Origin of the sequence: Celeribacter ethanolicus (genome assembly GCF_002407265.1) — a bacterium.
Taxonomy (GTDB): domain Bacteria; phylum Pseudomonadota; class Alphaproteobacteria; order Rhodobacterales; family Rhodobacteraceae; genus Celeribacter; species Celeribacter ethanolicus.
Genome location: NZ_CP022196.1, coordinates 2,294,800 through 2,313,871, shown reverse-complemented (window position 1 = coordinate 2,313,871; position 19,072 = coordinate 2,294,800). Strand labels below are relative to the sequence as shown.

The window sequence follows — 19,072 nt, the reverse complement described above, 5'->3', positions numbered from 1 at the left end:
TCACCAGCATGAAGCAGCGCGACGGATCGGTCTATTACCTTACCGGTCTCGGGTGATACTTCCGGGCGGTTTCAGCCGCAGTTGTGAAGCGTCGCGATGAACCGCAGGGCGGCTCTGAGTTCACGGAAGCCCGTCGAAACAGGACGTTGGATGCGCCGACCGGTCATTTGGTCAGAATCAGTTTGCCCGCGCGGGTGATGCGCAGAGTGTAAATCTGACCGTCCAGATTGATCTGCCGGGTGCTGCCTTCGGCAATCAGGTTGCGGGCGTCGAGCGGGGGGAGTTGACCGGTCTCTGCGGTCAGGGATGTGACATGTGCGTTCATTTCAGGTGCCTTTGGGCTTGTGTCTTTATCAGTCATCTCAATCCGCCTGCCTTTCGGTTGGCGGTGAATTGCTTCACGTTGTTGAGGATCACCAAGACTGGCTGGGCGTTTGCCGCCTCTGCTTGCCATGGGGCCGCGCGGGCTGCGCGACTCACGGGACTTTCCCGTTCTCTTCACTTTGGATATTAAGTCTGAGTTTTTCTGTCAACTTTTTCGTGGCGATATTTTTATCGTCGTCTTGCAACGCCTGAAACTGTGCGAATTTTGCCGCAAAAGGCCGAGGTCCGCTGTTCTCCCGCGTGGCACGAGGAGGGCGGGACCAATTCAAAGTTGACAAATGTGTCAATTCTCATATGTCACGAGAGAACCTCATGACAGTCGGAGCAACGCGATGATGGCGGACCGGAACATGCTTGTGGCGCTTTTTCTGGCGGTGTTGCCGCTGGCGGGGCGGGCGGAGCCGCCTTTGGCCGTCGAGCTGATCACCGCGAAAACCGAGCCGGTGGTGCAGGAATTGCGGGTGATCGGTTCGGTCGAGGCGACCGACAGCTTCCCCGCCTCCTTCCGGCGCGGAGGCCAGATCGACATGCTCAGTGCCGAAGTCGGTCAGCGCTTTTCCGCAGGCGAGGTGATCGCCCGCATCGACCCGACCAATGTCGTCGCTCAGCTTGATGCCGCCCAAGCCAATCTGGACGCAGCGGAGGCCGCGCTCGTGCAGGCGGTGCAGACCCGCGACCGGACACAATCCATGCTGGACCGTGGCGTCGGCACGCAGGCGCAAAACGACGCCGCGCAACAGGATTATCTGGAAGCCAAGGCACAGCGCGATCAGGCCGGAGCGCTGCTGGAAACCGCAGAGCAGGCCTATGAGGATACGGAGTTGAAGGCCGATCGCGACGTGACGGTGATCGAACGCTACGCCGATCTTGGTGAGGTGGTCTCCGCCGGGACTGCCGTTGTCCAGCTCGCCCCGGAAGACCAGCGCCAGGCGGTGTTTCTCGCCCCCGACACGGCGGGGCTGTCCTCGCTGCGCGGTCATGTGATCGAACTCGATCCGGCAGGCCCCGTCGCGGCTTTCGAGGCTACTGTGACAGAGGTTCTGCCGGTGCTCAACGCCACCGGGACCGTGGAAATCCATGCCGATATTCCCGCCGACAAGGTAGCGGATATTCCCATCGGCACCTCGATCACCGGGCGTGTCGCGTTGCGCATGACGCCGCGTATTCTCCTGCCCTGGACCGTTTTGAGCGCCAGTGTCGAGGGCCCCGCCGTCTGGGTGCGCGACCCGAAAACGGGCACGGTGACGCCGAAACAGGTGCGCATCGACAGCTATGAGGATGACATGATTTCCATCGCCGGAGGGTTGGAAGAAGGCGATGTCGTGGTCGGAGCGGGCTCGCATCTTCTGTATGCGGGACGACAGGTCGAAGCGCTGGAGGGCGGAGAATGATGAGCCTTTTGCAAAGAGCCATGCTGACGACCGTGCTTTGCTTGTCGGTCAGCGCGGGCATCGCCGAAGAGGCAACCGTGCCGGAGGCGCCGCGTCCGGTGATCACCGAATTCCTGTCCGCCGATCCGGCGGCGGAGCGTCAGTTCTCCGGCGTGATCCGCGGCCAGGATGTCACCGCTCTGGCGTTCCAGACCAGCGGTCGTCTGGCGACACTCGATGTCGATGCCGGGGATCGGGTGACCGAAGGGCAGGTCATCGCCACGCTCGACCAGATCACGCTGGCGCAGGATGTCGCCGTGGCTCAGGCCGCGCTCTCCGCCGCCGAGGCGCAGGCGGAATTCGCCCAGTCGCAATATGAACGGATCGAGGCTTTGCTCGTCCGGAATGTCGCCTCCACGGCACAGATCGAAGCGGCCCGTGCGGCCCGCGATGCCGCAACCGCCAAGGCCGACAGCGCCCGTGCCGATCTGGCACAGACCGAGGAAGCCGCGCGTTACGGCCATCTGAGCGCGCCGCGCGATGGTATCATCCTGAGCACGGAGGTCGAACCCGGCACCTTGGTGAGTTCCGGGGTGAGCGTCGTCGAGATGGCCGATCCTCTGGGCCGCGAAGCGATCATCGACGTGCCCGAAAGCTTTGCCATGGTGATCCCGGATCACGCCGGTTTCATCGTGCGGCACCGCTCCGCGGGCGTCGATCCGGTGGCCGCCACCTTGAGCGTGATCGAACCGGTCGCGGAAACCAGTCTGGAGACCCGCAGGCTTCGTCTGACGCTCGACAACCCGCCGGAGGATTACCGCATCGGGACGCTGATCACCGCGACCTACGACAGCAACGCGGCCCCCGTGATGACCCTGCCGCAGACCGCGATCGCGGGGACCGACGAGGCTCCGGGCGTCTGGCGGGTCGAGGAGGCGGGGGACGATGCCGGACGGACTGTCCATTTCGTGCCGGTGACTGTCGGGCGGAGCATCGGGACGCGTGTGGTGATTGCCTCGGGGCTGACCGAGGGAGATGAGATCGTGGTGCGGGGCGTACATGCGCTCGCAGAGGGCCAGAAGGTTGGGGAGCGGCTGCAATGAAAGGGTTCAACCTGTCCGATTGGGCGCTGGGGCATCGCTCCTTCATCTGGTTCATGATGATCGTGGCGGTGGTCGCGGGCACGCTCAGCTACATGAAACTCGGCCGCGAGGAAGATCCGGCCTTCACCATCCGCACCATGGTGGTGACCGCCAGCCTTCCGGGCGCGACCGCCGAGGAAACCGTCACCCAGGTGACGGACCGCATCGAGCGCAAGTTGCAGGAACTGCCCGCGCTCGATGGCACGCGTTCCGTGACCTATCCCGGCATCGCTATGGTCTATGTCGACCTGCGCGATGACATTCCCTCCGATCAGATCACCCCGTCCTGGATCCGCGTGCGGCAGATGATGTCGGACATTCAGGTTGATTTCCCGCAGGAATTCCAAGGGTTTGCCTTCAATGACGATTTCGGCGACGTGTTCGGCACGGTCTATGCCTTTACCTCCGACGGCTTCGCGCCCGAGGAGTTGAAGGATTATGTCGAGGACATCCGCGACGAGGTCGAGAAAATCGACAACGCGGGCAAGGTCGAGCTGTTTGGCACCCGCGATCAGGTGATCCGCATCGAATTCTCCTCTCGTCGTCTCGCCGCGTTCGGACTTGAGGTGCAAAGCGTGCTCGCCTCGCTCTCGGCCCAGAACGAGATCGTCTCTTCCGGTATGATTTCGACTGCCGGTGAAAACATTCTGCTGCGCGTCTCCGGCCAGTTCGACAGTGCCGAGGCGCTGGCGCAGGCGCCGCTGCGCTCGGGCGACATCTTCTTCACCCTCGCCGATGTGGGCGAGGTGACCGAAGGCTACGAGGATCCGCCCTCGGCATTGTTCCGTTACAACGGCCAGCCCGCCATCGGGCTCAAGATCGGCATGCGCGATGGTGGCAATATCCTCGATTTCGGCACCGCCGTGGATGCGCTGATGACCGAACTGACCGCCGCCCTGCCGATCGGCATCGACGTGCATCACGTCGCCGATCAGCCGAAGGTGGTCGAGGAGTCGGTTGGCCATTTCGTGCAGGCGCTGATCGAAGCGGTGGTGATCGTTCTGGCCGTGAGTTTCGTCTCTCTGGGCATGCGCGCGGGCTTTGTCGTCAGCCTGACGATCCCGCTCGTGCTGGCGCTCACCTTCGTGTTCATGGAGGTCATGGGTATTACGCTTCAGCGGATTTCCCTCGGCGCGCTGATCATCGCGCTGGGCCTTCTGGTCGACGATGCGATGATCGCCATCGAGACCATGATCTCCCGGCTGGAACGCGGCGAGGGGCGGCGCAAGGCGGCGTCCTACGCCTGGACCACCATCGCCTGGCCGATGCTGACCGGCACGCTGATCACCACGGCGGGCTTCATCCCGATCGGGCTCAACAACTCGAACGCCGGGGAATACACCCGCACGCTGTTCTATGTGATCGCGATTTCTCTGGTGTTGAGCTGGATCGTCGCGGTGCTGTTTGCCCCGGTACTCGGCGCGACCCTGTTGCCGAAGAAGTGGAAACACGAACATGGCGAGCCCGGCTGGCTGCGTCGTCGTTTCCATCACCTGCTGCGCCTGTCGATGCGGTTCAGGATCCTCACCGTGCTGATCACCTTTCTGGCCTTCGCGGTCTCTGTCGTCGGCATGAGCAAGGTCGAACAACAGTTCTTCCCAAGCTCGGACCGCCCCGAGGTTCTGGTCGATGTGACCCTGCGCCAGAATGCCAGCATTTACGCCACTGACAGCGCCATCGCCGGGTTCGAAACCTGGCTCGGCCAGCAGGACGAAGTGAGCTACTGGACCAGCTATGTCGGCACCGGTGCGCCGCGTGTGATCCTGACGCTGGAAGCGCTGACACCTGGTCCCAACATCGGGCAGCTTCTGATCGTGACGTCTGACCTGGAGGCGCGCGACCGTCTGATCGCCAAGGTGCGCGCCTATTCCGACGCTCAGCCCGGCACGGAATTCTATCCCAAGACCTTCGAGCTTGGCCCGCCGGTGGGCAAGCCGGTGCAATACCGGATTTCCGGGCCGGATTATGCCGAGCTGCGCGATCACGCCCGCGATTTCGCCGCGGTGATGGCCGGTGACGAGCGGCTGATGTCCATCGCGCCCGACTGGAATGAGCCGAGCCGCGTGGTGCGTGTCGATCTCGATCAGGCCCGGATGCGCCAGCTTGGACTGACGCAATCCGATGTGGCGGGGGTTCTGGCCTCGCTGTTCGAGGGCACCACCGTGACCCAGATCCGTCAGGGGCGCGATCTGATCAACGTGGAAATCCGCGGTGCCGATGAGGATCGCCAGACGCTTTCCGCGCTCGAAAGTCTGCAATTCGCCAACACCCAGGGCGTGTCCATCCCGCTGTCCTCCATTGCGACGCTGGATTGGGTGACCGAACAGCCGCTGATCCGTCAGGAGGACCGCGAACCGGTGATCACCGTCAAGGCGGCGATTGCCACCGACGCCCTGCCCGCCACCATCGTCACCGATCTCGCGCCGCGCGTGGCGGCCTTTGCCGAGACCCTGCCGCGTGGCTATTCGGTCGAGGTGGGGGGCACGGTCGAGAGCAGTTCGGAAAGTCAGGCGCCGATCATGGCGGTGATGCCGATCATGATCCTGATCATGCTGACGCTGACGATGATGCAGGTGCAGAGCTTCCGCCTGATGTTCGTCGTGCTCGCCGTCGCGCCTCTGGGCCTGATCGGTGTGGTGGCCTCCCTGCTGTCGGCCCATGCGCCGATGGGTTTTGTCGCGCTTCTGGGCGTCCTCGCCCTGATCGGTATCCTGATGCGCAACTCGATCATCCTCGTTCAGGCCATCGAGGACCTGCGTGCCGAGGGCAAATCGCGTTGGCAGGCGGTGTTCGAAGCCTCCGACAGCCGCGCGCGTCCGATTCTCCTGACTGCCGCAGCCGCATCTCTGGCGCTGATCCCGATCTCGCGTCAGGTGTTCTGGGGGCCGATGGCCTATGCCATGATGGGCGGCATCATCGCGGGCACGCTGATCACGCTTCTTTTCGCCCCCGCGCTCTATTGCCTCGTCTTCAGCGTGAGGCCGGAGAAGGAGACAGGCGCATGACCAAAGGTTGTCCCAACTCTCTCGATCACCGCACCCGCATCGGTCAGACGCGCCGCGAAAAGACCCGCGAGCGGCTGTGCGAGGCGGCGATCATGGTGTTTGCGGAACGTGGGCTGAACGGCACGGTGATCGACCATGTGGTGCGTCAGGCCGGGGTGTCGCGCGGCACGTTCTACAATTATTTCGACACGATCGAGGATGTGCTCGATGCCGCGCGGGTGGTGCTCAAGCGTGAGCTGGTCTTGCTGGTCAAGGATTCGGTCGATTTCGATCGCCCGCCCGCCGAACGTGTCGCCTTTGGCCTGCGCGCCTTCATCGAAGTGGCGCGCCAGAACAAGCTGTTCCTCGAATTCTCTGCCCGCCTCGGGCATCAGAGCTACAGTTTCTCGAATCTGTTGAAGGAAACCGCGCCGGGTTTCGTGTCGAGCGCCATTGAGGCCGGGGAGTTCCGCCCGATCCCGGAGGGGTTGATCTTCGATCTGATGGAAAGCGGCGCGATTTCCGTGCTGCGGCGTCTGATGAACGGCGAAGCGGTCGATGTCGCGGCCTTTGTGGCGGCGATGTTGCGGGTGCTTGGGTTGAGTTACGAGGCCTCCGTGGCGATTGCCGCGCTTCCGGTCGAGGCGCCGCAACCTGCCGAGGACAGTCTTCTGCTGCGCGCCAACGCGACCTGGAGCGCATCACAGTGAGCTGCGGCCCATCCGCACCAGAGCCTCGGCCAGCACCGTCGCGGCCCGCACCCCGTCGATCAGCGTCACCCCGGTCGACAGGCTCAGCGCCGCATGATGCGTCGTCATGCCCGCACATCCGAGAATGACACTGCCCGCGCCGCGTGCACCCATGGTCCTGATCTCGTCGGAGAGCTTTTCAAGCACGTCCGGGCGGCCTTCTTCCACGTCGAGAACCGGAATGTTTGACGGCACGACCCCGAGACAGGCGCCCTCAAACCCAAGCCGCTCGATGTTGCCCTCGATCACCGGCACCGATCCGGCCATGGTGGTCACCACACCATAGCTTTGCCCCATCAGGAGCGCCATGTGATACGCCGCCTGTCCGATGCCGATCACCGGGCAATGCGCCTTGGCGCGCAGCTCCTCAAGTCCGGTATCGTCGAAACAGGCGATCACGATGACCTCGACACCTGCCTCCTGCGCCTTTGGCAAAAGCGCCAGAAGCCCTAGCAGGGCGGCGTCGCCGTCCTCTGGCCCCTGAATGGCGGGCGGGCCGTCGCTATTGGTCCAGCCGAGGATCTCCGCCTCCGGGAGGACCGCCCGTGCGGTTGTCACGACGCTCTCGGTCATTGCCACGGTCGAATTCGGATTGAGAAAGAGGAGCTTCACCTCAGACCCCTTGTCCCGCGTCCGACCCGAACCGCGCCCGGCGTTTGCCAAGGACCCAGACGGTCAAGAGAAACGCCCCGATGATCAGCAGGGAAAACAGCGTCGTCATTGTGCCGAGCGCATAGATCACCGGCGTGGTCACATTGGTCGTCATGCCGAAAATCTCCAGAGGCAGGGTGTTGTAGGACCCGGCGGTCAACAGCGTGCGCGCGAACTCATCATAAGAGAGCGTAAAGCCAAACAGTCCCACCCCGATCAGCGAGGGCGTGATGATCGGAAGAACCACATAGCGCACGGTTTGCCAAGGGGAGGCACCTTGGTCGCGGGCGGCTTCCTCGAAGGATTTGTCAAAGCGGTTGAACACGGCGAACATGATCAACAGGCCAAAGGGCAGGGTCCAGGTGAGCTGCGACCCGAACCCCGAGGTGGCCCAGTGAATTTTCAACCCTAACTGGTTGAAGATGAGGCCGACGCCCAAAGAGATCAGGATCGAGGGGATCACCAGCGAGGCGATGATCAGATAGAACAATATGCCGGAACCATAGAAGCGTTTGCGGAAGGCAAAGCCGCCCATGACGGAGACCACGACGGTCGTCACCATGACCATCAGGCCGAGCGCGAAGGAGCGGCGGAAACTGCCCCAGATGTCACCTACGGCCTGTTCCTGAAACAACTCGCGGAACCAGTTGAGCGAAGTGCCCTGCATCGGGAAGGTCAGACCTCCGCCGGGGCCTTGGAACGACAGAATGCCGATGGTCAGGGTGGGGCCGTACAGGAACAGGATGAACAGCGCGAAGAAGGCGGTCAGCACGTAGAAGGATTTCGATTTCTTTTCCATGGCTCAGAGTTCCTTCCGAATATCGACGAAGCGCAACAGGATGCCGATCACGATCAGGACGGTGATCAAAAGGATCACGGCGGTGGCGGCGGCGGACGGGTATTGCAACAGCGCGATGTCGTTCGAAATCAGCCGTCCGACGTTGGCCTTTTGCGACCCGGACATGAACCGCACGGTGATGAAATCGCCCATCACAAGCGTCAGGACAAAAATGGTCCCGATCATGATCCCCGGCTTCGTGAGCGGCAAAATCACGTGGGTTAGGGTCTGAAATCCGCTGGCGCCATTGTCGCGCGCCGCTTCGATCAGGGAATGATCAATCCGCGTCATCGTGTTGAAGATCGGCACCACCATGAAGAGCGTGTAAAGATGCACAAAGGCCAGGATCACCGAGAAATCGGAATACAAGAGCCACTCCAATGGCTGATCCGTGATGCCCCAGCTTTGCAGCATCGAGTTGGCGATGCCGTTGCGCCCGAGGAACGGAATCCACGAAATCATCCGAATGATGTTCGAGGTCCAGAACGGGATGGTGCAAAGGAGAAACAGCGCGATCTGTGTCGTCTGGTTCTGGATGTGAAAGGCGAGATAATAGGCGACCGTAAACCCGATCGCGAGCGTCATCGCCCATGTGATCGCGGCGTATTTGAACGTCGCGAAGAAGACTTTGTAGGTCACCGGAGAGCCGAACAGAAATTCGTAATTCTCAAAGGAAAACCCCGGGATGATCGAAAACTCGGTGGCCTGCCAGAAGCTCACCACGACGATGGTGATGATCGGCAGGATCAGAAATCCGATCAGGATCAGGGTCAGGGGCGAGGCCTGAAGCCAGCCCTGGATATGACGGTTTTTGAGCATCGCTTGGTTTCTTTCGTCTCAAAATATCCCGGGGGAGGAGACGTGCAGGCGTTACGCCTGCACGGTGGAGGGGGCAGCGCCCTCTCTTTGGCTTAGGACGCGATGAACTCGTTCCATTTGCGAACCATGTACTGGTTCTCGTCCATGACGGAGTTCCAGCAGGCCACATGCCCCATGCGATCATAGAAGGCCCCGCCATCGCGCGTCTCGCCCGCCTGCGCCAGAACATCGCCAGTGGGCGAGGTGATGACATCGGTCGCGGGCTTGCCTTCGAACCAGTAGCCCCATTCGTTCTCGGTCATGAAGTCTTTCGAGGTTTCCGGCACGGCGGAGTAATAGCCTTGGCGCATCAGATAACCACCGACCCAGCCGGAGAGATACCAGTTGATGTATTCATAGGCCGCATCCAGAGCCATGCCGGACAGATTCGCGGACAGACCGATACCGCCGCCCCAGCTCCGATAGCCCTCTTTCAGCGGCTGGTAGACGCATTCGATGCCGCGCGATTTCACAGCGGTGATCGCCGGCGACCACATCGACTGGATCACCACCTCGCCCGAGGCCATCAGGTTGACGCTCTCATCGAAGGTTTTCCAGAAGGCGCGGAATTGGCCGTTCTTTTTCGCCTCGGTAAAGATCGCCATGGTCTTGTCGATCTCTTCGCGGGTCATGTTGCCCTTGTCGCCATACTGGATTTCACCCATGGCTTCGCAGACCATCGCCATATCCATGATGCCGATGGAGGAAATGTCGAGGATCGAGGCCTTGCCTTTGAACTCCGGGTTCAGGAGTTCGGTCCAGCTCTCGATCGGACGCCCGATCAGGTCCGGGCGGATGCCCAGCGTGTCGGCGTTGTAGATCGTCGGGATGAGAGTCATCCAGTTGGTCTGTTCTTTGGCAAAGGTCTTTGATCCTTCGCCCTCGACAAAGCCGACGGTGTGCGGCGCGGTGCCCTGTGCGATCACGCTTTCAGGGGTCAGTTTGCCGTCTTTGAAAATGCCGACGATCTTGTCGTAATTCGCGATCTTCGACACATCCATCGCCTGAAGGTTGCCGGTCGGCCAAACCTTTTTACAGATCCAATATTCGATGTCAGCGATGTCGAAGCTGTCGGGCTGAGTGGCGGCGCGCTGGGTCACCGAGTCAGAGTCGAGCGCGGTCATCTCAAGCGTGAAGCCAAGGTCTTCTTTCACCTTGTTGGCCACATCGTTGAGGTTCGACACGCCGGTGCCGAACTGGCGCAGCGTGATGTCCTTGATCTCCTGAGCCCAGACCATGGGCGCCGGAAGGGCCGAGGCAGCGACGGCGGCGGCACCGCCCTTGAGCACCGCGCGGCGCGAGTAACGCATTTTAGACATGTGAAGTCTTCCCTTGTTGGATGGATCGTAGAGTTAAGCCTGGAGGCGGTGGGCCCGCCCCTCGTCCCAGGCGAGGCTGACCGCATCGCCCGGATTTTTCGGATTCGCATAGAAGGTGCCCTCGGGCACGAGCGCCAGAACCTCTTCGCCCGCTTCGGTCATCGAGGTCATCGCCACATGCGCGCCCTGATATTCGACGGAGGTCACCGTGGCCGACAGGCCGTGATCGCCCAGAACGACCTCATCGGCCCGAAGCGCCACCTTGGCCCCATCCAGCGAAATGACATTATGCCCGCCCATGAATCGCGCCACGAATTCGGTCTTCGGTGCGGTCCAGACATCGCGCGCAGCCCCTGCCTGTTCGATCACCGCATTGTTCATCACGACGATCTCGTCGGCGAGCGCCAGTGCTTCGTCCTGCCCGTGGGTGACGTGGATGAAGGTGATGCCAAGTTCGCGTTGCAACCGTTTCAACTCGGCACGCACCTTGATCCGCAGAAAGGGATCGAGCGCCGACAGAGGCTCGTCGAGCAGCAACACGCGCGGTTTCGTCACCAAAGCGCGCGCCAGCGCCACGCGCTGTTGCTGACCGCCGGACAATTGCGCGGGAAGGCGCTGGGCAAAGCTCGTCATATGCACCAGCTCCAGCATTTCGTCGGCGGCCTTATGGCGGCTCGCCTTGTCGACGCCCTTCATCCGAAGCGAAAACGCCACGTTGTCGCGCACCGAGAGATGCGGGAACAATGCGTAAGACTGGAACATCATCGCCGTACCGCGTTTCGCGGGGGGCAGATGGGCAATGTCCAGCCCGTCGAGCACGATCGAGCCGTCGGAGACGCTTTCATGCCCTGCGATCATCCGCAATGTCGTCGACTTGCCACAGCCGGACGGCCCCAGCAGGCACACATAGGTGCCGTTGTGAAACACGTAATTCACATCCCTCACGGCGACCGTGTCGCCATAGCGTTTGGTCAGATGTACGAGTTCGAGATCTTGTCCAGAGCGCATGTCTGTCCGCCTTGTCTGCGTTTCGATGTGCCGACGCTGAGCCGGTTTCCTGCAAGCCCGAAGATTTTTTCGTCCTCCTGACCCTGCGGAACGCGAAATGCCTGTCGATTGGGCGCGTCGTACATAAGAGTGCATTAATTATGCGCTATTATTGTATACAATAATGTGGACGATATTTTTCCACCCCCGGACTTGAGAATCAGTGCCCGGGGCGGAAAGTAGACCGATCAGAAGACGAAGGACGATGTCATGGTGGAGCCGGTTGAGCAGAAAGAAAGCGGAAGCGCGCGGGTTGCGGAAAGTCTCGCCATGGCGATCCACGAACACCGGCTCTCCCCCGGCATGAAGCTCAGCGAGGACGAGGTCGGCGAGATCTACGGTGTCAGCCGCACCGTGGTGCGCGCGGCGCTGCAACAGCTCGCCCATGACCATCTCGTCGAATTGAAACGCAACCGCGGCGCGTTTGTCGCACAGCCTTCCGTCAAGGAGGCGCGCGAGGTGTTCGAGGCCCGCGCCTTGCTGGAGCCGCGCACCGCCCGCTCCGCCGCCGAACGCGCCACGCCCGAAGACATCGAAATTCTGCAACGGCACATCGACGAGGAACACGCGGCGCTGCACGCGGGCGACACGGGCCGTGCGCTGCATCTTTCCGGCAAATTCCATGTCGAGATCGCCCGCATTGCCGATCAGACCACGGTTGCCGATTTCATTGCCCAGCTCGTCTCCCGCTCCTCGCTGATCATCGCGCTCTATTGGCAGCGGCGCACAGCACTTTGTGAAAGCCATGCCCATGACGCACTGATCAAGGCGCTCGCCCGTCATGATGGCGCGGCGGCTGAGGAAATGATGAAACACCACCTGCTCGACCTTCTGACCTCGCTCGATCTGCGCGATCAGCCCTCGGTGCCGAAATCCCTCAAGGAGGCGTTGATTTGATCCTGCGCACCGCCAGCCCCGCAGAAGTCGCCACCCTGCTCGACTGGGCGGCGGAAGAGGGCTGGAACCCCGGGCTTGACGACGCGGACCCTTTCGCCAATGCCGACCAGAACGGGTTTTTCGTCGCCGAAAAGAAAAGCGGCCTCGCCGCCGCGATCTCCGTGGTCAATCATTGTCCGGGGTTTGCTTTCCTTGGGCTCTTCATCTGTCGCCCGAAATATCGCGGGCGGGGCATCGGACTGAAACTCTGGCAGCACGCGCTCGACCACGCGGGCGACCGCACCGTCGGTCTCGATGGCGTCGCCGCGCAACAGGACAATTACGCCCGCTCGGGGTTCGTCAAAACCGGCGCGACGGCGCGGTTTGAAGGCGCTGTGACGGCGCAGGGGGATGCCAATATCCGCCCCGTCTCCCATACGGACCTTGCCGATCTCGGCGGGCTCGACCTTCTGGCCAACGGTTTTCTGCGCCCGCGGTTTCTCTCCGGCTGGTTCGGCGATACCGAAACCCGTCGCACTATGGTGCTCGATGGCCACGACGGCCCGCTCGGTTTCGCCACCGCGCGGCTGTGTCGGGAAGGGTGCAAGATCGGCCCGCTCGTTGCTCCCGATGAGGACAGTGCCCTGCGCCTGATCGCCGCCGCCTGTGCCGCGCTCGGTCAGGGCACGGCCATCCTTGATGTACCGGAGATGCAGTCCGGCTTTCGCAACACGCTGGTCGAGAGCGATTGGCAGATCACTTTCGAGACCGCGCGCATGTATCGCGGAGAGCCGCCCGCGCCGGGCCATCCCGAAACCCTGTTCGGCGTCGCCACTCTGGAACTTGGATGATCCAGACCGCTCTGGCATAGTCGGCCCGAAGGGGAGGCGGCGATGTTCGATCTGGTGATTTTCGATTGCGACGGGGTCCTGATCGACAGCGAGGTGATTTCCGCCCGCATGTTGATCGCGGAACTGGCCGCATATGGTGTCGAGATCGACACGGCCTATGTCGCGGAGCATTTTCTGGGCCGCAGCTATCCGACCGTGCTCAGGACCATCCGCGACGCCTTCCAGGTTGCCCTCCCCGACGGCTTCGAAACCGGGTATCGCGCCCGGCTGATCGACGGGTTCCGGGCCGCCCTCGTGCCGGTCCCCGGTGTGCGCGAGGTTGTCGAAAGGCTTGCCGTGCCCTATGCGCTGGCCACCAGTTCGAGTCCGCCGCGCCTGCGCGAATCCCTTGAAATCGCGGGGCTGAACGACCTGTTCGAGGGCTGTGCGACCACCGCTTCCGAGGTGGTTCATGGCAAACCGGCGCCCGATCTCTTTCTCCGTGTGGCGGAGAAATTCTCTGTCGAACCAAGCCGTTGCCTCGTGATCGAGGATTCGCTCGCCGGGGTGCAGGCCGGGCTCGCCGCGGGCATGACCGTCTGGCGCTTCACCGGCGGGAGCCATCTCGCCGGGCTCGATCTCGCCCTGCCTGCCGAGGCCACCCCGCATCGCGTGTTTGCAAGTTTCGGGGAATTCTTCCATGCTGCCCCGCAGCTTCTGAACAAGGATCCCAAGCATGCAGCTTAAGCCACAAGGTCTGTCCGAGGAGAGCGAAGTGTCCCCCCGTGACATGGCGGCTCGGGCGGCATGGTTGTCCTTTGTCGGCGGCCTGACCCAGGACCAGATCGCGCAACAACTCGGCATCTCGCGTCAACGCGCACAGCGCCTCGTGGCGCGGGCTTCGGCGGAGGGGTTGATCCGGGTGCGCATCGAACATCCGATCGCGGCCTGTCTCGATCTCGAACGCGCGCTGAAGGCACGGTTCGAGCTGGAGCAGGCCCGCGTCTCTCCGGCGCTTGCCGCGGGGAGCGACCCGCTTCTGGGCCTTGCGCCTTTCGTCGCGCCGGAGCTTGAACGGATCTTCGAGGCGGAGGGGCCCAAGGTCTTTGCGCTTGGCACCGGGCGGACGCTCAAGACCGTGGTCGAGCATCTGCGCACGGTCGAGGGCGCGCATCACAAGCTGGTCTCCCTGATCGGCAATGTCGCCCCGGACGGTTCCGCCTCGTTTTACGAGGTGATCATGCGCTTCGCCGAAAAGACCCGCGCGCGGCATTATCCGATGTCCGCTCCGGTCTCGGCGCGCGACGATGTGGAGCTGGCGCTCTATCGGTCCCTGCCACATGTGAAGGCCTCGCGGGCGCTGGCGAAATCCGCCGATCTCGCCATTGTCGGCATCGGCCAACTCGGGGATGACGCACCGCTCTACGTCGACGGCTTCCTGACCGCCGGAGAGCTCACCGATCTGCGCACCGCCGGTGGGGTGGGGGAGATCTGCGGACATATTTTCGACCGCGACGGGCGCTATCTCGACCACCCGGTGAACCACCGCATGGTTGGGGTGCAGGTGCCCGAGGGCCGCATGCCGGTCTATTGCGTCGGTGCGGGGGCAAGCAAGGTTCCCGCCCTGCGCGCGGCGCTTCAGGGGAGGCTCCTGGCCGGGCTGTTCACCGATGAGGAAACGGCCAGAGAATTGATTTCCAAGTAATATTCTTCGGCAAAATCGTGTGGGTGGAAAGCACCTTGACAGACCCACGCACATATATGAGCATTAGTTCATGATGTGGGCAAATGCTCAAATCTAATGGGAGGATATCATGAACACGACTTTCCGCGCCCTCATGGGGGCGTGTGCTCTTGCTGCATTGGCGACAGGGGCCACTTCCGAGACCATCACGGTTGCCACCGTCAACAACGGCGACATGATCCGCATGCAGGGTCTGATGGACGATTTTTATGCCAAACATCCCGACATTGAGGTGGAGTGGGTCACGTTGGAGGAGAACGTGTTGCGCCAACGGGTGACGCAGGATGTGGCCACCAAAGGCGGGCAGTTCGACGTGATGACCATCGGGACCTATGAGGTGCCGATCTGGGGCGAACGTGGCTGGCTTGTGTCGCTGAACGATCTGCCGGAAAGCTATGATGTCGACGATCTGTTGCCTGCGATCCGCGACGGGTTGACCGTCGATGGCGAGCTTTACGCGGCCCCGTTCTATGGCGAAAGCTCGATGGTGATGTATCGCACCGACCTGATGGAAAAGGCTGGTCTTGAGATGCCCGACGCCCCGACCTGGGCTTTCATCAAAGAAGCCGCCGCTGCGATGACCGACAAGGACAACGAAGTCTACGGCATCTGCCTGCGCGGCAAGGCGGGCTGGGGCGAGAACATGGCGTTCCTCTCGGCGATGGCCAACTCCTACGGTGCGCGCTGGTTCGATATGGACTGGCAGCCGCAGTTCAACACCGAGGCCTGGGCCAACACGCTCAACGACTATCTTGAGCTGATGACCAACTACGGTCCTCCGGGCGCGTCGGGCAACGGGTTCAACGAGAACCTTGCACTGTTCCAGACCGGTAAATGCGGCATGTGGATCGACGCCACCGTCGCGGCCTCTTTCGTGACCAATCCGAACGACAGCCAGGTGGCCGACAGCGTCGGCTTCGCGCAGGCGCCGGACAATGGTCTTGGCCCGCGTGGCAACTGGCTTTGGGCGTGGAACCTCGGCATTCCGGCGGGCACGCAGAAAGTCGATGCCGCGAAAGCCTTTGTCGAATGGGCCACCTCGAAAGACTACACCGCGCTCGTCGCCTCGAAAGAAGGCTGGGCCAATGTGCCGCCGGGCACGCGTCAGTCGCTTTATGAAAACCCGGAGTATCAGGCCGTGCCGTTCGCCAAGATGACGCTCGAATCCATCCTCTCGGCGGACCCGAAACATCCGACCGTGGATGAGGTGCCTTATGTGGGCGTGCAATTCGTCGCGATCCCGGAATTTCAGGGCATTGGCACCGCTGTCGGCCAGCAATTCTCTGCGGCTCTGGCCGGTCAGATGAGCGCCGAACAGGCTTTGGACAACGCCCAGAAACTCACCGAGCGTGAGATGATGAAGGCCGGATACATCAAATAAGCCGTCCTCCTCGCGGGCCGGTTCCCAGTTCCCGGCCCGCATTTTTCCCTCTGATCGCCGAGGCACATCACATGGCCACGAAACATTCCCGCATGAGCGCGCGGCTCATGATCTCGCCCGCTGTTCTTTTGCTCTTGGGCTGGATGCTGATCCCGCTGTCGATGACGCTCTATTTCTCTTTCCTGCGCTACAACCTGTTGATGCCGGGGATGGAGGAATTCACCGGGCTTACGAATTACAGGTTTTTCCTAAGTGATCCGGCCTTCTTCGCCGCGCTCTGGAACACGATCGCGCTGGTGGTCGGTGTTCTGGTGGTCACCGTGATCGGCGGTATCCTTTTGGCGCTTTTGCTCGATCAGCCGTTTTTCGGTCAAGGCATCGTGCACATTCTGGTCATCGCGCCGTTCTTTGTCATGCCGACCGTCTCGGCGCTGGTGTGGAAGAACATGTTCATGAACCCGGTGAACGGTCTCTTTGCCCATGCCGCCAAGGCGCTTGGATTGCAGCCCTTTGACTTTCTGTCCTCGGCGCCTCTGGCCTCGATCATCGGCATTGTAAGCTGGCAATGGCTGCCCTTCGCGACGCTGATCCTGCTGACCGCTTTGCAGTCGCTCGATCAGGAGCAACTCGAGGCCGCAGAGATGGACGGCGCGCCGTGGATCAAGCGGTTCTGGTACATCATGCTGCCGCATCTGGCCCGCGCGATCACCGTGGTGATCCTGATCCAGACGATTTTCCTCTTGTCTGTTTTTGCCGAGATCCTTGTGACCACCAATGGCGGTCCGGGCACGGCGTCCACGAACCTCACCTACCTCATCTACATGCAATCTCTGCTGCAATTCGATGTGGGCGGTGGCTCCGCCGGTGGCGTCGTCGCCATCATCCTCGCCAATATCGTTGCGATCTTCCTGATGCGGATGATCGGCAAGAACCTCGACGCGTAAGGAGACGAACTCATGGCACGTTCCGTTTCGACCCGGCGCAAACTCATCACCACCGTCTTCGCATGGGCCATCGGCATCGCGATCTTTTTCCCGATCCTCTGGACCATACTGACCTCATTCAAGACCGAGGCCGCCGCCATTGCCGACCCGCCCGTCTGGTTCAATTTCCATTGGACGCTGGACAATTACGCCACGGTGCAGGAGCGCTCGAATTATTTCCGGCACTTCATGAACTCGGTGATCATCTCCGGCGGCTCGACGCTTTTGGGTCTGATCATCGCGGTGCCCGCCGCATGGTCGATGGCCTTCGTCCCCGCCAAACGTACTAAAGATGTTTTGATGTGGATGCTCTCGACCAAGATGCTGCCGCCTGTCGGTGTGTTGGTCCCGATCTACCTGTTGTTCCGCGATCTTGGTCTTTTGGACACGCGCATCGGTCTGGTGATCGTTCTGACGCTCATCAACCTGCCGATCATCGTCTGGATGCTTTACACCTATTTCAAGGAAATCCCCGGTGAAATCCTCGAAGCCGCGCGGATGGATGGCGCCAGTTTGCGCTCTGAAATCATCCATGTGCTGACGCCGATGGCGATCCCTGGCATGGCTTCGACGGTGTTGTTGAACATCATTCTCGCGTGGAATGAGGCCTTTTGGACCCTCAACCTGACGGCTGCAAAAGCCGCTCCCCTGACGGCCTTCATCGCCAGCTATTCAAGCCCCGAGGGCCTGTTCTACGCAAAACTGTCCGCCGCTTCCACCATGGCCATCGCGCCGATCCTGATCATGGGCTGGTTCAGCCAGAAACAACTCGTCCGGGGCCTGACCTTCGGCGCAGTTAAATAATGCTGTGAAATAAGAAAAGGACCTTCGACATGGGACGCATCACACTTGATAAAGTGCGCAAGGCCTTCGGCGACATCGAAGTCATTCCGCCCCTGGACCTAACCATCGAGGATGGTGAATTCGTGGTCTTCGTCGGCCCGTCGGGCTGCGGGAAATCCACATTGTTGCGCCTGATCGCAGGGCTCGAAGATGTCTCTGGCGGTCAGATCCGCATCGACCGCGAAGACGCCACCAACCTGCCGCCCGCGAAACGCGGTCTGGCGATGGTGTTCCAGTCTTACGCGCTCTATCCCCATATGTCCGTGCGCAAGAACATCGCTTTTCCGATGAAAATGGCGGGTCTGCCGCAAGACGAGCAGGAGCGCCGGATCGAGGGAGCGGCCAAGGCGCTCAACCTCACCGATTACCTCGATCGCAAGCCGGGACAACTCTCGGGCGGTCAGCGTCAGCGCGTCGCCATCGGCCGCGCCATCGTGCGTGAACCGGCGGCGTTTCTGTTCGATGAACCGCTTTCCAACCTCGACGCCGCGCTGCGGGTGGGGATGCGATTGGAAATCTCCGAGCTGCACAAACGCCTCGCCACCACGATGGTCTACGTCACCCACGATCAGGTCGAAGCCATGACCATGGCCGACAAGATCGTCGTCCTGCGTGCCGGCAATATCGAACAGGTCGGCTCTCCGCTTGAACTCTATAATCGCCCCCGAAATGTCTTCGTCGCGGGCTTCATCGGTTCGCCAAAAATGAACCTGATCACCGGGGCAGAGGCGGCCAAACATGGCGCGACCACCATCGGCATCCGTCCCGAACACCTTGTGATTTCGACCGAAGGCGGCGCGTGGAAGGGTGAGATTGGCGTGTCCGAACATCTGGGCTCCGACACCTTCTTTCACGTCACGGTCAACGGTTTTGAGGCGCCTCTGACAGTGCGCGCCTCTGGCGAGGTGTCTCTGTCCTATGGCGACACCGTTTGGCTGACGCCGAATGAGGCCAATCTTCATCGTTTCGACGCCGAGGGGCTGCGGATCGCATGACACGGCTTGCGGGGGAAACGGCACTCATAACGGTGAGGCCGATTACATCGCAGACCAGACCGATAACGTCGACGGTGG

General features: G+C 61.7%; 18 protein-coding genes. 12 read left to right on the top strand and 6 right to left on the bottom strand.

All coding sequences use genetic code 11. From position 1 onward, the window contains the following. Nucleotides 1-163 precede the first annotated feature (163 nt). The gene (gene hemP, locus CEW89_RS11335; RefSeq protein ID WP_081423747.1) at nt 164-325 is read right to left on the bottom strand and encodes a hemin uptake protein HemP; all 162 of its coding nucleotides are present in this window, start codon (nt 323-325) and stop codon (nt 164-166) included. 391 nt (nt 326-716) lie between these two features. On the opposite strand from hemP, the gene CEW89_RS11330 reads away from it, so the two are divergent. The 4 genes from CEW89_RS11330 to CEW89_RS11315 are packed head-to-tail and all read left to right on the top strand — an operon-like array spanning nt 717 to nt 6,590. Further along, the gene (locus tag CEW89_RS11330) at nt 717-1,775 is read left to right on the top strand and encodes an efflux RND transporter periplasmic adaptor subunit (protein WP_066702371.1); all 1,059 of its coding nucleotides are present in this window, start codon (nt 717-719) and stop codon (nt 1,773-1,775) included. Continuing rightward, nucleotides 1,772-2,857 carry an efflux RND transporter periplasmic adaptor subunit gene (locus CEW89_RS11325; RefSeq protein ID WP_096805972.1) on the top strand — a complete coding sequence of 362 codons (1,086 nt, stop codon included), beginning with the start codon at nt 1,772-1,774 and terminating at the stop codon, nt 2,855-2,857. The genes CEW89_RS11330 and CEW89_RS11325 overlap by 4 nt, the downstream gene beginning before the upstream one ends. Beyond that, complete coding sequence (locus tag CEW89_RS11320) at nt 2,854-5,901, top strand: efflux RND transporter permease subunit (protein ID WP_066702376.1); 3,048 nt, start codon at nt 2,854-2,856, stop codon at nt 5,899-5,901. The genes CEW89_RS11325 and CEW89_RS11320 overlap by 4 nt, the downstream gene beginning before the upstream one ends. Then, nucleotides 5,898-6,590 (top strand): TetR/AcrR family transcriptional regulator, encoded by a 693-nt coding sequence (locus tag CEW89_RS11315; RefSeq protein ID WP_096805971.1) that lies wholly within the window; start codon nt 5,898-5,900, stop codon nt 6,588-6,590. The genes CEW89_RS11320 and CEW89_RS11315 overlap by 4 nt, the downstream gene beginning before the upstream one ends. Here the strand turns inward: CEW89_RS11315 and CEW89_RS11310 are convergent. From CEW89_RS11310 to CEW89_RS11290, 5 genes are all read right to left on the bottom strand, one after another. After that, entirely contained in the window at nt 6,582-7,241 is a 660-nt protein-coding gene (locus CEW89_RS11310) for an aspartate/glutamate racemase family protein (RefSeq protein WP_096805970.1), read from the bottom strand. The two genes, CEW89_RS11315 and CEW89_RS11310, sit on opposite strands and share 9 nt — an antisense overlap. Nucleotide 7,242: 1 nt before the next feature. Beyond that, entirely contained in the window at nt 7,243-8,079 is an 837-nt protein-coding gene (locus CEW89_RS11305) for an ABC transporter permease (RefSeq protein ID WP_096805969.1), read from the bottom strand. A 3-nt stretch (nt 8,080-8,082) separates the two neighbouring features. Next, the gene (locus tag CEW89_RS11300; RefSeq protein WP_066702386.1) at nt 8,083-8,937 is read right to left on the bottom strand and encodes an ABC transporter permease; all 855 of its coding nucleotides are present in this window, start codon (nt 8,935-8,937) and stop codon (nt 8,083-8,085) included. Nucleotides 8,938-9,029: 92 nt separating this feature from the next. Then, nucleotides 9,030-10,295: an ABC transporter substrate-binding protein gene (locus tag CEW89_RS11295; protein ID WP_096805968.1), complete on the bottom strand. Its 1,266-nt coding sequence runs from the start codon at nt 10,293-10,295 to the stop codon at nt 9,030-9,032. 33 nt (nt 10,296-10,328) lie between these two features. Continuing rightward, the gene (locus CEW89_RS11290) at nt 10,329-11,303 is read right to left on the bottom strand and encodes an ABC transporter ATP-binding protein (protein WP_096805967.1); all 975 of its coding nucleotides are present in this window, start codon (nt 11,301-11,303) and stop codon (nt 10,329-10,331) included. Nucleotides 11,304-11,552: 249 nt separating this feature from the next. Here CEW89_RS11290 and CEW89_RS11285 point away from each other — a divergent pair, with 249 nt between their 5' ends. From CEW89_RS11285 to CEW89_RS11250, 8 genes are all read left to right on the top strand, one after another. Then, the gene (locus CEW89_RS11285) at nt 11,553-12,239 is read left to right on the top strand and encodes a GntR family transcriptional regulator (RefSeq protein WP_096805966.1); all 687 of its coding nucleotides are present in this window, start codon (nt 11,553-11,555) and stop codon (nt 12,237-12,239) included. Continuing rightward, the gene (locus CEW89_RS11280) at nt 12,236-13,069 is read left to right on the top strand and encodes a GNAT family N-acetyltransferase (protein WP_096805965.1); all 834 of its coding nucleotides are present in this window, start codon (nt 12,236-12,238) and stop codon (nt 13,067-13,069) included. The genes CEW89_RS11285 and CEW89_RS11280 overlap by 4 nt, the downstream gene beginning before the upstream one ends. Before the next feature lie 42 nt (nt 13,070-13,111). Beyond that, on the top strand, nt 13,112-13,795 hold the full coding sequence (locus CEW89_RS11275; protein ID WP_096805964.1) for an HAD family hydrolase: 684 nt from the start codon (nt 13,112-13,114) through the stop codon (nt 13,793-13,795). Then, nucleotides 13,785-14,753: a sugar-binding transcriptional regulator gene (locus tag CEW89_RS11270; protein ID WP_096805963.1), complete on the top strand. Its 969-nt coding sequence runs from the start codon at nt 13,785-13,787 to the stop codon at nt 14,751-14,753. The genes CEW89_RS11275 and CEW89_RS11270 overlap by 11 nt, the downstream gene beginning before the upstream one ends. Nucleotides 14,754-14,862: 109 nt before the next feature. Further along, on the top strand, nt 14,863-16,173 hold the full coding sequence (locus CEW89_RS11265; RefSeq protein WP_096805962.1) for an ABC transporter substrate-binding protein: 1,311 nt from the start codon (nt 14,863-14,865) through the stop codon (nt 16,171-16,173). A 71-nt stretch (nt 16,174-16,244) separates the two neighbouring features. Next, nucleotides 16,245-17,117, top strand: coding sequence for a carbohydrate ABC transporter permease (locus CEW89_RS11260; RefSeq protein ID WP_096805961.1), 873 nt, complete (start codon nt 16,245-16,247; stop codon nt 17,115-17,117). A 12-nt stretch (nt 17,118-17,129) separates the two neighbouring features. After that, a complete protein-coding gene (locus CEW89_RS11255) occupies nt 17,130-17,960 on the top strand; it encodes a carbohydrate ABC transporter permease (protein WP_096805960.1) in 831 nt (276 codons plus the stop codon). Between the two features lie 29 nt (nt 17,961-17,989). Next, entirely contained in the window at nt 17,990-18,994 is a 1,005-nt protein-coding gene (locus tag CEW89_RS11250) for an ABC transporter ATP-binding protein (protein WP_096805959.1), read from the top strand. The last annotated feature ends 78 nt before the right edge of the window (nt 18,995-19,072 follow it).

Bases quoted from the DNA above. Each gene is read 5' to 3' on its own strand.
- hemP (WP_081423747.1), bottom strand. From the start codon at position 325: ATGAACGCACATGTCACATCCCTGACCGCAGAGACCGGTCAACTCCCC.
- CEW89_RS11330 (WP_066702371.1), top strand. From the start codon at position 717: ATGATGGCGGACCGGAACATGCTTGTGGCGCTTTTTCTGGCGGTGTTG.
- CEW89_RS11325 (WP_096805972.1), top strand. From the start codon at position 1,772: ATGATGAGCCTTTTGCAAAGAGCCATGCTGACGACCGTGCTTTGCTTG.
- CEW89_RS11320 (WP_066702376.1), top strand. From the start codon at position 2,854: ATGAAAGGGTTCAACCTGTCCGATTGGGCGCTGGGGCATCGCTCCTTC.
- CEW89_RS11315 (WP_096805971.1), top strand. From the start codon at position 5,898: ATGACCAAAGGTTGTCCCAACTCTCTCGATCACCGCACCCGCATCGGT.
- CEW89_RS11305 (WP_096805969.1), bottom strand. From the start codon at position 8,079: ATGGAAAAGAAATCGAAATCCTTCTACGTGCTGACCGCCTTCTTCGCG.
- CEW89_RS11300 (WP_066702386.1), bottom strand. From the start codon at position 8,937: ATGCTCAAAAACCGTCATATCCAGGGCTGGCTTCAGGCCTCGCCCCTG.
- CEW89_RS11295 (WP_096805968.1), bottom strand. From the start codon at position 10,295: ATGTCTAAAATGCGTTACTCGCGCCGCGCGGTGCTCAAGGGCGGTGCC.
- CEW89_RS11290 (WP_096805967.1), bottom strand. From the start codon at position 11,303: ATGCGCTCTGGACAAGATCTCGAACTCGTACATCTGACCAAACGCTAT.
- CEW89_RS11285 (WP_096805966.1), top strand. From the start codon at position 11,553: ATGGTGGAGCCGGTTGAGCAGAAAGAAAGCGGAAGCGCGCGGGTTGCG.
- CEW89_RS11275 (WP_096805964.1), top strand. From the start codon at position 13,112: ATGTTCGATCTGGTGATTTTCGATTGCGACGGGGTCCTGATCGACAGC.
- CEW89_RS11270 (WP_096805963.1), top strand. From the start codon at position 13,785: ATGCAGCTTAAGCCACAAGGTCTGTCCGAGGAGAGCGAAGTGTCCCCC.
- CEW89_RS11265 (WP_096805962.1), top strand. From the start codon at position 14,863: ATGAACACGACTTTCCGCGCCCTCATGGGGGCGTGTGCTCTTGCTGCA.
- CEW89_RS11260 (WP_096805961.1), top strand. From the start codon at position 16,245: ATGGCCACGAAACATTCCCGCATGAGCGCGCGGCTCATGATCTCGCCC.
- CEW89_RS11255 (WP_096805960.1), top strand. From the start codon at position 17,130: ATGGCACGTTCCGTTTCGACCCGGCGCAAACTCATCACCACCGTCTTC.
- CEW89_RS11250 (WP_096805959.1), top strand. From the start codon at position 17,990: ATGGGACGCATCACACTTGATAAAGTGCGCAAGGCCTTCGGCGACATC.